We start from the raw sequence: 12,897 nt of genomic DNA on the forward strand, positions 1-12,897 counted from the left end.
CCCGTTCGTACGGTGGGGGTCACAGCTCCAGCGGATCGAGCGCCCCGAGCTGCTGCATCAGCCCGAGCCGGTCGTACTCCCACCAGCCCTCGGCGAGCTTCCCGTCCGGCGTGCACCGGTAGACGGTCGTCCCGGTCATGGTGACGTCCTTCCCGGTCGGCGGAATCCCGAGGAAGTCGCCCTTGTGGTGCCCCTGCCAGGCCCACCGGGTGCAGACCCGGTCGCCCTGGGCGATCTGGTCCTCGATCGTGAACGAGAAGTCGAACCCGCCCCGCCACACCTCCACCTCGCGCCGCAGCGCGTCAAGCCCGATGACGTCCTGCGGATTGGCGGGATCGTGGTCGTGGTAGTCCTCGATGAACACGTCGTTGAACGGGGGCGCCGCACCCTGTCCGGGCGCCTGCTCGAAGAACCTGCGCGCCGTGGCCGCGTACAACTGCTCGTCCCGCACCACGTCCAGATCAGTGAACGTCGGTGCCTCGTCGCAGAGCGCCACCATGTCCTGGAAGATCCGGTCGGTCTCCGGAAGCCCGGAGTTCCGCATCGCCTCCTCGTACGACGGGAACTCCACGATCTCGACCACGTGCGACGCGTCGGCCCGGTCCTTCGCCACCACACTGTGCGACGCGGTCCGCTTCCCTTTGGTCTGCTCGACCCACCTGTCCATCAGCCGGTTCATCTCGTCGAGCCGACTGGTTCTGCATTCGATGAGCTGTACGAAGGTCATGGCCTCGCCTCCGGCCCCCCTGGGTCCGGCTGGACAGCTCCATTCTCCCAAGCGGGCCGCCCGGATGCCTCCCGGCGGTTGCGGCCGGGCCCGCTACTGCGGCCCGTACTTCCGCCCCGTCCTGGACGAAACCGCCCCGAGCATCCCCCTGGGCACCAGCTTCGCCGCCCCCATCAGCGCCTTGTAGCGCGGGTCCGGGATCGACAGCGTCTTGTTCCGGGCCAGGTCGTGCAGCGCCGCCGCCACCAGCTTGTCCGCGTCGAGCCACATCCAGCTCGGGATGTTGTCCGTGCCCATGCCGGCCCGGTCGTGGAACTCCGTGCGCACGAAACCGGGGCAGAGGGCCATCAGCCGTACGCCGCTGCCGGCCAGGTCGCGCGCCGCGCCCTGCGTGAACTGCACGACCCAGGCCTTGGACGCGCCGTAGGTGCCCCGCGGGACGAACGCGGCGACCGACGCGACATTGACGACACCGCCCCGGCCGCGCTCCCGCATGCCCTCGGTCGCCGCCGACGTCAGCCGCAGCACCGCCTCGCAGTGCACCTTGAGCATCCGCAGCTCATCGGTCATGGAGACATCGAGATAGCGGCCCTTGTTGCCGAAGCCGGCGTTGTTGACCAGCAGGTCGACGGGGTTCTTGCGGTCGCTCAGCCGGCCGGCCACCGCCTCGATGCCCTTGTCCTCCGCCAGGTCGGCCGTCAGCACCTCCGCCTCGATGCCGTGCCCGTCGTGGAGCTCGGTCGCCTGTTCCCTGAGCCGCTTGGTGTCGCGGGCCACCAGCACCAGGTTGTGCCCGTCGGCCGCGAGTCGCCGCGCGAACGCGGCCCCGATGCCTGCCGTCGATCCCGTAATCAGAGCCGTTGTCATGGCAGAAGGTTAGTGACCCGGACTGGGTGCGTCCGCTTCCGAACAGGGCCTTCGCAGGTGAAGGGTCGGTGGAGACAGTCGCGGTGAGGCCCTGTCAGGCCTCGTTCTTCTCCGTGTACTCCCGCGCCTGGCGCAGCACCTCCGGGTGCAGGGCCTCGCCCGCCGCCAGCAGCCTCGGCAGCAGCGTCCGCTCGGTGGTCACCGCGCGGAACTGCAGGGCCACCGTCACGTCATGGTCGGGACGGTGCAGGATCTCGACGGCGTCGCCCGCGCGGATCGCGCCGGGCTCGATCACCCGCAGATACGCCCCCGGCGCGCCCCGCCGGGTGAACCGCTTCACCCAGCCCTTCTCCTCCAGATGGCCCTGGAACGTGCGGCACGGGATCCGCCCGGAGGTGATCTCCAGCACCACCTCGTGCCCGATGCGCCAGCGCTCGCCGATCCGCGCGCCGGACACGTCGAGCCCCTGGGTCGTGAGGTTCTCGCCGAACGCCCCGTCGGCCAGCGTCCGGCCCAGCTCGCGCTCCCACTCGTCCAGGTCCTCGCGCGCCATCGCGTAGACGGCCTGGTCGTCGCCGCCGTGGTGCTCCAGCTTGCACACCGCGTCCCCGGCCAGCCCGCTCGCGCCGATGCCCTTGGGCCCGGGCGCCGACACCCGCACGGCCCCGTCCACCGGCTGCTTGTCGATCCCGGTCACGCCTTCCGGGTTGTCCGTGTACGGCACAGCCTTGGCACGGCCCAGATTCACAGACAGAAGCTTCATACCCGCACGGTAAGGGACCGTGACTCAAAGCGTCGACGCATTATTCGCATTGACATCAAAGGGCCGCTTATTCTCGAAGGGTGATCGAAGCTCGTCATCTCCGCGTACTGCGCGCCGTCGCCGCCACCGGTTCCTTCTCCGCCGCGGGGCGTGAACTGGGCTGCACACAGCCCGCCGTCAGCCAGCAGATGAAGGCCCTGGAAACCTCGGTCGGCACGCCCCTGCTCATCCGCACCGGGCGCGAGATGCGTCTGACCCAGGCCGGTGAGGCACTGGTGCGGCACGCCGCAGGGATCCTCGCCGGGCTCACGGCCGCGGAGGAGGAGGTCGCGGCCATCGCCGGGCTGCGCGCGGGACGGGTCCGGCTCGTCTCCTTCCCCAGCGGCAGCTCCACCCTCGTACCGACGGCCCTCGCCGCGCTGCGCGCGGCACACCCGGGTACCCGCGTCTCCCTGGAGGAGGCCGAACCGCCCGCATCGGTCGGCCTGCTGCGTGAGGGCGACTGCGACGTGGCGCTCGCCTTCCGCTACGAGGGTGCGGCGGGAGCGGAGGAGTGGGACGACCTCGTCGTACGGCCGCTGCTGTCGGACCGGCTCGTCGCCCTCGTGCCGGAGCGGCACCGGCTCGCTGGCGCGGGGTCCGTCGCCATCGGCGAGCTCGCGCAGGAGCCGTGGATCGCGGGCTGTCCGCGCTGTCGCGGCCAGTTGGTCGAGGTGTGCGCGGCGGCGGGTTTCACGCCTCGCATCGACTTCGCCACCGACGACTACCCGGCGGTCGTCGGCCTGGTGGGCGCCGGACTGGGCGTGGCCGTGCTGCCCCAGCTCGCCGTCGAGTCGGTACGGCCCCGGGGAGCACGCACCGTGACGCTGGAACCGGCGGTGCGGCGGGAGATCGTCGCGCTCACCCTGCCCGATCTCGCACTGGTCCCGGCGGTGTCGGCGACGCTCGACCAACTGGCGCGGGCGGCCGTCCGCTAGCAAAAACTCAGGAGCACGCGTGCGCGTGCCTTATGCAGAAACGTTATTTCAATGGTGCGAGGCGGTGTGCCCGCCCGGTGCCGACGCCGACACCAGCCGGTTGCGCGCCCGCCCCATGAGCTCTTCGCGCTCGTCCTCGGTCAGCCCGCCCCACACGCCGTACGGCTCACGCACCGCCAGCGCGTGAGCAGCGCACTCGGCGCGTACCGGGCACCTCATGCAGACCTCTTTGGCCGAGTTCTCGCGAGCACTCCGAGCCGCACCGCGCTCGCCCTCCGGATGGAAGAAGAGCGAGCTGTCCACCCCGCGACAGGCAGCCAGGAGCTGCCAGTCCCACAGGTCCGCGTTCGGTCCGGGAAGGCGGGAGAAATCTGCCATTACGTGACCCCTTGTAGCCGTTCTGGGCGGATCCGGTGTCTACGACCGTACAACTACGATCTAAGGAGATGAAAATATGACTCATTGCGAATCTAGCTCCAGACACTGGCAAAGCGGAAGAAATGGGTCTGAATGGGGCATAGGTTGTGATGAAAGTTCGTGGGTCTGCTGCGCATGTCTGCACCGTGTCCGCCCCCTCACGTAGAGTGCCGAAGATGACAGCCGACCCCGTAACTCTTTCGAGTGACCGTCGTTGAGAGTGCGAGGCGGTTGAAGGAACAAGCGCTCGGACAGGCGTCCGAGGCGGTCGACCGCACAGGTGACGATTTCGTACCAGCCTGGAGGCTCAAGGTGACGCGCATCAGCTGCGGAGGGCGGTCATGACTTCCGTCCTCGTCTGCGACGACTCCCCGCTTGCCCGAGAGGCGCTCCGTCGCGCGGTCGCGACCGTGCCCGGCGTAGAGCGCGTGACGACGGCGGCCAACGGCGAGGAAGTCCTCCGCCGCTGGGGGGCCGACCGCTCGGACCTGATTCTGATGGACGTACGCATGCCCGGTCTGGGCGGCGTCGAGACGGTCCGGCGGCTGCTGTCCGCGGACCCCGGTGCGCGCATCATCATGCTCACCGTCGCCGAGGACCTGGACGGTGTGGCGCTCGCCGTCGCCGCCGGTGCCCGCGGCTATCTGCACAAGGACGCCTCCCGCGCCGAGCTGCGCGCGACGGTGACGCAGGCCCTGGCCGACCCGACCTGGCGGCTCGCCCCGCGCCGGCTGCGCTCGGCCGAGATGGGCGCCGCGCCCACGCTCACGGCGCGTGAGATCCAGGTCCTCGAGGGCATGAGCCACGGCCGCTCGAACGCGGAGATCGGCCGCGAGCTGTTCCTCTCCGAGGACACCGTCAAGACGCACGCCCGGCGCCTGTTCAAGAAGCTCGGCGCCTCGGACCGGGCCCACGCCGTGGCGCTCGGCTTCCGGTGGGGCCTGGTGCGCTAGGGCCGGTCGTTCGGATCCGGCAGGTTTCCCGGCGCGGGTCGGAATGCGGGGGCATGCGGATGCCCCCGCGCGAGCCGTACGCACGCGTGCGAAAACCGGCGGCTGCCCACGTCCTCAGGACGATCCGAACGGCAGGCCCGAGAGACGACCGCGAACGCGACCGCGCAGGTCGGAGCGGTCGTGGCGGAGGTACGGAAAGCCAGGTGGGCGGGGGTGGACCGGGGGTCCGCTGGGTGCCCGCTGCTTGTTTCGCCGCGGATGCCGCATCCTTGAGGGTGTGGAGTTCCTCGGGGACGAGTCGGTCGAGCGGAAGGGGAGGGCGCAGGGAATGAGTGCCGGCGCACCTGCTCATAACGCTTCGGTGCACAACAACGGGCGCGGTGCCGCGGACCCGGTGGCCGCAAGGCACCATGGACCGATGCGCGACGACGAGGCGGTCAATGCCCATGGGGCGATCGGCGCGCTCGTCCACCGCGCCGTCGACGGGGACGAGCAGGCCACGCACGATCTGCTCGCCCATGTCCACCCCCTGGCACTGCGCTACTGCCGCACCCGTCTGTCCCGTCTCCCGGGCGACGCCCGGCACTTCGTGGAGGACCTCGCCCAGGAGGTGTGCGTGGCGGTGCTCCTCGCGCTGCCCCGCTACCGGGACACCGGGCGTCCCTTCGAGGCGTTCGTCTTCGCCATCGCCGCCCACAAGGTCGCCGACCTGCAGCGCGCGGCGATGCGTCACCCCGGCTCGACGGCCATCCCGTCCGACGAGATGCCCGAGCGGCCCGACGACTCCCTGGGACCGGAAGAGCGCGCGCTGCTGAGCAGCGACGCGGAATGGGCCAAGAAGCTCCTGGCCAACCTGCCGGAGAACCAGCGGGAGCTGTTGCTGCTGCGCATCGCGGTGGGGCTCACGGCCGAGGAGACGGGCCAGATGTTGGGAATGTCACCCGGCGCCGTCCGGGTGGCGCAGCACCGGGCGCTGAGCCGGCTGCGGGCGCTCGCCGAGCAGTAGCCCCTTCGGCAGCCCTTGGTTGAACAGGCGGTGCGCGGCCCCCGTACGAACATACGAAGCTCTGAGCGAGCCGGAACCGTGGAATGAGACAGCCGCGCTTCCCGTTAGCATGGACATCCGCACCGATCAAGGCCATTTGGGGAAGGTGTCATGACTGCAAACGTCGACGGAGTGCCCGGAAAATTCGCGACACTCGGGCTGACCTACGACGACGTGCTGCTGCTGCCGGGCGCATCCGAGGTGCTGCCGGGCGCGGTCGACACCTCGTCCCGCATCTCCCGCAACGTCCGGGTCAACATCCCGCTGCTCTCGGCGGCGATGGACAAGGTGACCGAGTCCCGTCTGGCGATCGCGATGGCCCGCCTCGGCGGCGTCGGCGTGCTGCACCGCAACCTGTCGGTCGAGGACCAGGTCAACCAGGTCGACCTGGTCAAGCGGTCCGAGTCCGGCATGGTCACCGACCCCATCACGGTGCACCCGGACGCGACGCTCGCCGAGGCGGACGCCCTGTGCGCCAAGTTCCGCATCAGCGGCGTCCCCGTCACCGACCCGGCCGGCAAGCTGCTCGGCATCGTCACCAACCGCGACATGGCCTTCGAGACCGACCGCAGCCGTCAGGTGCGTGACGTCATGACGCCGATGCCGCTGGTCACCGGCAAGGTCGGCATCTCCGGCGTCGACGCCATGGAGCTGCTGCGCCGCCACAAGATCGAGAAGCTGCCGCTCGTCGACGACAGGGGCATTCTCAAGGGCCTGATCACGGTCAAGGACTTCGTCAAGGCCGAGAAGTACCCGAACGCCGCCAAGGACGCCGAGGGCCGGCTGCTGGTCGGTGCCGCGGTGGGCGCCAGCCCCGAGGCCCTGGAGCGCGCCCAGGCGCTCGCCGAGGCCGGGGCGGACTTCCTGGTCGTCGACACCTCGCACGGCCACAACAGCAACGCCCTCAGCTGGATGTCGAAGATCAAGTCGAGCGTGTCCGTCGACGTGATCGGCGGCAACGTCGCCACGCGCGACGGTGCGCAGGCCCTGATCGACGCCGGTGTCGACGGCATCAAGGTGGGTGTGGGCCCCGGCTCGATCTGCACCACGCGTGTGGTCGCCGGCATCGGCGTCCCGCAGGTCACCGCCATCTACGAGGCCTCCCTCGCCGCCCGCCCCGCGGGCATCCCGCTGATCGGCGACGGCGGTCTGCAGTACTCCGGCGACATCGGCAAGGCGCTCGCCGCCGGTGCCGACACCGTCATGCTGGGCAGCCTGCTCGCGGGCTGCGAGGAGTCGCCCGGCGAGCTGCTCTTCATCAACGGCAAGCAGTTCAAGTCCTACCGCGGCATGGGCTCGCTCGGCGCCATGCAGTCCCGCGGCCAGGGGAGGTCGTTCTCGAAGGACCGCTACTTCCAGGCCGAGGTCGCCTCCGACGACAAGCTCGTGCCCGAGGGCGTCGAGGGCCAGGTGCCCTACCGCGGCCCCCTGGCCAACGTGCTGCACCAGCTCGTCGGCGGTCTGCGCCAGACCATGGGCTACGTGGGCGCGGCCACCATCGAGGAGATGGAGTCCAAGGGCCGCTTCGTCCGCATCACCTCGGCGGGCCTGAAGGAGAGCCACCCGCACGACATCCAGATGACGGTCGAGGCGCCGAACTACAGCCGTCAGTAGGCATCAGGCCTGAAGGGGCGGCCCTGGGAGCATCCGGGGCCGCCCTCGTCATGCCCGGCGGCGATAATGGAAGACGCTGCAACGCATCAGGGAAAGGCCACAGACGTGACTGAGATCGAGATCGGGCGCGGCAAGCGCGGCCGCCGGGCGTACGCCTTCGACGACATCGCCGTCGTCCCCAGCCGCCGTACGCGGGACCCGAAGGAGGTCTCGATCGCCTGGCAGATCGACGCCTACCGCTTCGAGCTGCCGTTCCTGGCCGCCCCCATGGACTCGGTCGTCTCCCCGGCCACCGCCATCCGCATCGGCGAGCTCGGCGGCCTCGGCGTGCTGAACCTCGAGGGCCTGTGGACGCGCCACGAGGACCCGCAGCCGCTGCTCGACGAGATCGCCGAGCTGCCCGCCGAGGCGGCGACCCGGCGCCTCCAGGAGATCTACGCCGCGCCGATCAAGGAGGAGCTGATCGGCGCGCGCATCAAGGAGGTGCGCGACTCGGGCGTGGTCACGGCCGCCGCGCTCTCCCCGCAGCGCACGGCCCAGTTCTCCAAGGCCGTCGTCGACGCGGGCGTGGACATCTTCGTCATCCGCGGTACGACGGTCTCGGCGGAGCACGTCTCCGGGGCGTCCGAGCCGCTGAACCTGAAGCAGTTCATCTACGAGCTGGACGTCCCGGTGATCGTCGGCGGCTGCGCCACGTACACCGCGGCCCTGCACCTGATGCGCACCGGCGCGGCCGGTGTGCTGGTCGGCTTCGGCGGCGGCGCCGCGCACACCACGCGCAATGTGCTCGGTATCCAGGTCCCCATGGCGACGGCGGTCGCCGACGTGGCCGCCGCCCGCCGTGACTACATGGACGAGTCCGGCGGCCGGTACGTGCACGTGATCGCGGACGGCGGTGTCGGCTGGTCCGGCGATCTGCCCAAGGCGATCGCCTGCGGTGCCGACGCGGTCATGATGGGCTCCCCGCTGGCGCGCGCGACCGACGGTCCGGGCAAGGGGCACCACTGGGGCATGGAGGCCGTGAACGAGGAGCTGCCGCGGGGCAAGAAGGTCGACCTCGGCACGGTCGGGACCATCGAGGAGATCCTCACCGGCCCGTCCCACACGCCCGACGGCTCCATGAACCTCTTCGGCGCCCTGCGCCGCGCCATGGCCACCACCGGCTACAGCGAGCTGAAGGAGTTCCAGCGCGTCGAGGTGACGGTGGCGGACTCGCAGCACCGGCGGTAGGCCCCGGGTACGACGTCACAGACGGTGGGCGGCACCCGCGGGTGCCGCCCCTCGTGTGTCCAGGAGCAGCTGCGCCTTCACCGACAGGCCCTGGAGGTCGTACGTGCGGTGCTGCTGGAGCAGGATGGTCAGATCCGCGTCGGCGGCCGCTTCGTAGAGGGAGTCCGCCCGGGGGACGGGGCGGTCGAGCACGCTCCAGTCGGGGACGTACGGGTCGTGGTAGCTGACCGACGCGCCCAGTTCCATCAGACGCAGGGCGATCTCCTCGGCGGGGGTGCCCTGCAGGTCGGCGAGGTCGGGCTTGTAGGTGACGCCCAGGAGCAGCACGTGTGCGCCGCGCGCCGACTTGCCGTGCTCGTTGAGGAGCTGGGCGCCGCGCTGGACGACGTAGCGGGGCATCCGGCTGTTGACCTGCTGGGCCAGTTCCACCATGCGCAGGCTGCGGCCGCCGTGGGCGGTCAGGTCCTGGGGGAGGGTGTGGCCGCCGACGCCCGGGCCGGGGCGGAAGGCCTGGAAGCCGTACGGCTTGGTCTCCGCGCAGCGGATCACGTCCCACAGGTCGACGCCCAGGTCGTGGCAGAGCGCGGCCATCTCGTTGACGAGGGCGATGTTGACGTGCCGGTAGTTGGTCTCCAGCAGCTGCACGGTCTCCGCTTCGCGCAGTCCACGCGCGCGTACCACCTTGTCCGTGAGCCGCCCGTAGAAGGCGGCGGCCGACTCGGTGCAGGCCGGGGTGAGGCCGCCGATGACCTTCGGGGTGCCGGCGGGCGTGAAGTCTCGGTTGCCGGGGTCGACGCGGCTGGGGGAGTGGGCGAGGTGGAAGTCGCGGCCCGCCCGCAGGCCCGACCCCTCTTCGAGGAGCGGGCGCAGGAATTCCTCTGTCGCCCCGGGGTACACAGGTGACTCCAGGATCACCGTGGTGTGCGGGCGCAGATGGGCGGCCAGGGTGCGGGCGGCCGTCTCCACCTGGCTCAGATCGAGCCGGCCGTCCGCACCCGGCGGGGTCGGTGCGCAGATGACCGCGGTGCGCACCCTGCCGAGCTCGGCGGGGTTCGTGGTCGGCCGGAAGCCCCCCGAGAGCATCCGGCGCAGTTCGGCGGGGCTGAGGGAACCGGCCTCGGGTCCGGTCCGGTAGCCGATGGTGGGGACGCCGGCGGCGACGGCGGCCTGAGCCAGGGGCAGGCCGTAAGGGCCGAGTCCGATGACGGCGAGATCTGCGGGCACGGCGTGGCCGTCCTTCCCGTAGCCGAAGTGGGACAGGTGCGCAAGCCCTGTGGACAGGACGGGCGAGTGCAATGTCAGACTAGGAGTAAATATGACCGATATGTGGGATTGCCTGGCCGAGTTTCGGTGAGTGTTCCGTGCGGGTTGTCCACAGGCTGAGGGCCCGTGGTGGCTGAAGTCGGGCAACCCGGTCAGAATTTGGGCATGGGGGATACGGACGGGGCCTCACCCGACGGGTGCGGCCGGCGCGACCGATGAGCGGGAGGCAGCGTGAGGACAGCGACACTCGGGCCGGCGCAGCGAGCCGAGTCACTTGCATCCATGGCCGAGCGAGAGCTGGACGTGCTGGTCGTGGGGGCGGGCGTGGTCGGTGCGGGCACCGCCCTCGACGCCGTGACCCGGGGCCTCGCCACAGGCCTGGTCGAGGCCCGCGACTGGGCCTCGGGCACCTCCAGCCGGTCCAGCAAACTGATCCACGGCGGCCTGCGCTATCTGGAGATGCTCGACTTCACGCTCGTCCGGGAGGCGCTGAAGGAGCGCGGCCTGCTGCTGGAGCGGCTCGCCCCGCACCTGGTGAAGCCCGTGCCGTTCCTGTACCCGCTGCAGCACAAGGGCTGGGAGCGCCTGTACGCCGGGTCGGGCGTCGCGATGTACGACGCCATGTCCATGGCACGCGGCCATGGCCGGGGCCTGCCCGTGCACCGCCATCTGACCCGCACTCACGCCCTGCGCGTGGCGCCCTGCTTGAAGAAGGACGCCCTGGTCGGGGCGCTCCAGTACTACGACGCCCAGATGGACGACGCCCGCTATGTGACCAACCTGGTGCGCACGGCGGTGGCGTACGGCGCCAAGGCCGCCAACCGTGCGCGGGTGACGGGCTTCCTGCGCGAGGGCGAGCGGGTCGTCGGCGCGAGGGTGCAGGACGTCGAGGGGGGCGGGGAGTACGAGATCCGCGCCAAGCAGGTCGTCAACGCGACCGGCGTGTGGACGGACGACACCCAGGCGATGGTCGGGGAGCGCGGCCAGTTCCACGTCCGGGCGTCCAAGGGCATCCACCTGGTCGTGCCGCGCGACCGGATCCACTCCACGACCGGGCTGATCCTGCGCACGGAGAAGTCCGTGCTGTTCGTCATCCCCTGGGGCCGGCACTGGATCGTCGGGACCACGGACACCGACTGGGACCTCGACAAGGCCCACCCGGCCGCGTCCAGCGCGGACATCGACTATCTGCTGGAACATGTGAACTCGGTGCTCGCGGTGCCCCTCACCAGGGACGACGTCCAGGGCGTGTACGCGGGCCTGCGGCCCCTGCTCGCCGGCGAGTCGGACGCCACCAGCAAGCTCTCGCGCGAGCACACCGTGGCGCACCCGGTGCCCGGGCTCGTCGTCGTGGCGGGCGGCAAGTACACGACGTACCGGGTCATGGCCAAGGACGCGGTGGACGCGGCGGTGCACGGGCTCGACATGCGCGTCGCCGAGTGCGTCACCGAGGACGTGCCGCTGCTGGGCGCCGAGGGTTACCGGGCGCTGTGGAACGCGCGGGCGCGGATCGCCGCCCGGACCGGACTCCATGTGGTGCGGGTGGAGCACCTGCTGAACCGGTACGGGGCGATGACCGAGGAACTCCTCGAGCTCATCGCCGAGGACCCGTCGCTGGGTGAGCCCCTGTCGGCGGCCGACGACTATCTGCGCGCCGAGATCGTGTACGCGGCCTCGCACGAGGGGGCGCGGCATCTGGACGACGTGCTGACCCGGCGGACGCGCATCTCGATCGAGACCTTCGACCGGGGCAGCCGCAGCGCACGTGACGCCGCCGGGCTGATGGCGCCCGTGCTCGGCTGGGACAAGGACCAGATCGAGCGCGAGATCGAGCACTACCAGAAGCGGGTGGAGGCCGAGCGGGAGTCGCAGCGGCAGCCCGATGACCTCACGGCGGACGCGGCGCGGCTGGGGGCGCCGGACATCGTGCCCCGGTAGGCGCCTCACTCGAACGAGTGTCGCGAACGGGGATCTCCGTTCGGGGCCCGGTCGTTCTACGAGGTGCGGGGGCAGAACTCGGCCGCGAGCACCGCGGGTTCGAGGTCGGGATCGGCGATCGCCTCCGTGTTCACACGGAAGGTGAGGACACGCCGGCCGTCGACGGTGGCCGCGGTGCGCACGTAGCTGCCGGATATGTGCCCGTCGTGCCCCCACACCGTGGTGCCGCACGGAAGTTTCTCGGGGAACAGACCCATGCCGTACGCGCCGTGTGCGGCACGGGTGTCGAGCATCTCGCGCAGCCGGCGCGGGGGCAGCAGCCGGCCGTCGAGCAGGGCCGCGTAGAAGCGGTCCAGGTCGGCGAGCGTGGTCACCAGCTCGCCCGCGGCGCCGGCCACCCGCGGGTCGAGATCGGTGACGTCGGTCCCGTCGGCGGCGTAGCCGCGGCCGTGCGGAGAGGGCAGCGAGGAGCGGGAGCCGGGGAAGGAGGTGCCCGTCAGACGCAGGGGAGTGATGATGCGGCGCTCGGCCTCGGTGGCGTACGAGTGGCCGGTGGCCTGCTGGATGACCAGGCCGAGCAGGACGTAGTTGGTGTTCGAGTAGGAGAAGCGGCCGCGTGCGGCCGGAGGGTGGGTGAGTGCGATGCGTACGGCCTGACGGGGCGTGACGGGTGCCGTTCCGCCGGTGGCCGCGGTGAAGTCGTACAGGCCGCTGGTGTGGGTGAGCAGGGAGCGCAGGGTCAGCGCGCGGCCGTCGTTGCCCGCTCCCCGCACCAGACCGGGCAGGTGCCGCTCCACGGGGTCGGACAGCGACAGGCGGTGCTCGTCGGCCAGTTGCAGCACGACCGTGGCGATGAACGTCTTCGTGATGCTGCCGGCGCGGAAATGGTCCGACCGGGCGATTCCGGGACCGGCGTGGGCATAGCGGGTGGTGCTGCCCTCCCGGGCCAGCAGGGCCGCGGCGGGAGCTTCGCCCCGGGTCACGAGCAGCGGCAGCACCGCGTCCGTGGGCGGGGCCGAAAGGGCCGAGGAGTCGGCCGGGGGCAGACCGAGGAGGGCGACGGCCACCGGCAGGGCCAGCAACGTCCGAAACGTCGGCATGCG

General features: G+C 71.0%; 12 protein-coding genes. 6 read left to right on the forward strand and 6 right to left on the reverse strand.

Features of this window, described 5'->3' with window-relative positions; translation table 11 throughout:
* Positions 1-19: 19 nt before the first annotated feature.
* The 3 genes from ACFTZL_RS29470 to ACFTZL_RS29480 all read right to left on the reverse strand — a co-directional run bounded on the left by ACFTZL_RS29470 (position 20) and on the right by ACFTZL_RS29480 (position 2,357).
* Positions 20-727 (reverse strand): ester cyclase, encoded by a 708-nt coding sequence (locus ACFTZL_RS29470; RefSeq protein WP_382588642.1) that lies wholly within the window; start codon positions 725-727, stop codon positions 20-22.
* Positions 728-820: 93 nt separating this feature from the next.
* Complete coding sequence (locus ACFTZL_RS29475; protein WP_382588644.1) at positions 821-1,594, reverse strand: SDR family NAD(P)-dependent oxidoreductase; 774 nt, start codon at positions 1,592-1,594, stop codon at positions 821-823.
* A 94-nt stretch (positions 1,595-1,688) separates the two neighbouring features.
* A complete protein-coding gene (locus ACFTZL_RS29480; RefSeq protein WP_382588646.1) occupies positions 1,689-2,357 on the reverse strand; it encodes an MOSC domain-containing protein in 669 nt (222 codons plus the stop codon).
* Between the two features lie 80 nt (positions 2,358-2,437).
* Between ACFTZL_RS29480 and ACFTZL_RS29485 the strand changes: the two genes are divergently transcribed.
* The gene (locus tag ACFTZL_RS29485; RefSeq protein WP_382588648.1) at positions 2,438-3,334 is read left to right on the forward strand and encodes a LysR family transcriptional regulator; all 897 of its coding nucleotides are present in this window, start codon (positions 2,438-2,440) and stop codon (positions 3,332-3,334) included.
* Positions 3,335-3,382: 48 nt separating this feature from the next.
* On the opposite strand, the gene ACFTZL_RS29490 is transcribed toward ACFTZL_RS29485, so the two are convergent.
* Positions 3,383-3,712, reverse strand: a complete 330-nt coding sequence (locus ACFTZL_RS29490; RefSeq protein ID WP_184591351.1) for a WhiB family transcriptional regulator — start codon at positions 3,710-3,712, stop codon at positions 3,383-3,385.
* A gap of 380 nt (positions 3,713-4,092) precedes the next feature.
* Between ACFTZL_RS29490 and ACFTZL_RS29495 the strand changes: the two genes are divergently transcribed.
* The 4 genes from ACFTZL_RS29495 to ACFTZL_RS29510 all read left to right on the forward strand — a co-directional run bounded on the left by ACFTZL_RS29495 (position 4,093) and on the right by ACFTZL_RS29510 (position 8,593).
* Positions 4,093-4,704, forward strand: a complete 612-nt coding sequence (locus ACFTZL_RS29495; RefSeq protein ID WP_003948568.1) for a response regulator transcription factor — start codon at positions 4,093-4,095, stop codon at positions 4,702-4,704.
* A 418-nt stretch (positions 4,705-5,122) separates the two neighbouring features.
* Positions 5,123-5,710 carry a sigma-70 family RNA polymerase sigma factor gene (locus tag ACFTZL_RS29500; RefSeq protein WP_189722729.1) on the forward strand — a complete coding sequence of 196 codons (588 nt, stop codon included), beginning with the start codon at positions 5,123-5,125 and terminating at the stop codon, positions 5,708-5,710.
* A gap of 150 nt (positions 5,711-5,860) precedes the next feature.
* The gene (guaB, locus tag ACFTZL_RS29505; RefSeq protein WP_382588650.1) at positions 5,861-7,363 is read left to right on the forward strand and encodes an IMP dehydrogenase; all 1,503 of its coding nucleotides are present in this window, start codon (positions 5,861-5,863) and stop codon (positions 7,361-7,363) included.
* 105 nt (positions 7,364-7,468) lie between these two features.
* Positions 7,469-8,593 (forward strand): GuaB3 family IMP dehydrogenase-related protein, encoded by a 1,125-nt coding sequence (locus tag ACFTZL_RS29510; protein ID WP_184591345.1) that lies wholly within the window; start codon positions 7,469-7,471, stop codon positions 8,591-8,593.
* 15 nt (positions 8,594-8,608) lie between these two features.
* Here ACFTZL_RS29510 and ACFTZL_RS29515 read toward each other — a convergent pair whose 3' ends face one another.
* Positions 8,609-9,817 carry a nucleotide sugar dehydrogenase gene (locus ACFTZL_RS29515; protein WP_382588652.1) on the reverse strand — a complete coding sequence of 403 codons (1,209 nt, stop codon included), beginning with the start codon at positions 9,815-9,817 and terminating at the stop codon, positions 8,609-8,611.
* Between the two features lie 270 nt (positions 9,818-10,087).
* On the opposite strand from ACFTZL_RS29515, the gene ACFTZL_RS29520 reads away from it, so the two are divergent.
* Positions 10,088-11,794 (forward strand): glycerol-3-phosphate dehydrogenase/oxidase, encoded by a 1,707-nt coding sequence (locus tag ACFTZL_RS29520; protein ID WP_382588654.1) that lies wholly within the window; start codon positions 10,088-10,090, stop codon positions 11,792-11,794.
* Positions 11,795-11,850: 56 nt separating this feature from the next.
* Here the strand turns inward: ACFTZL_RS29520 and ACFTZL_RS29525 are convergent, their stop codons facing one another.
* Entirely contained in the window at positions 11,851-12,894 is a 1,044-nt protein-coding gene (locus ACFTZL_RS29525) for a serine hydrolase domain-containing protein (RefSeq protein WP_382588655.1), read from the reverse strand.
* Positions 12,895-12,897 lie beyond the last annotated feature (3 nt).

Origin of the sequence: Streptomyces sp. NPDC056948, assembly GCF_042674225.1 — a bacterium.
Taxonomy (GTDB): Bacteria; Actinomycetota; Actinomycetes; order Streptomycetales; family Streptomycetaceae; genus Streptomyces; species Streptomyces purpurascens.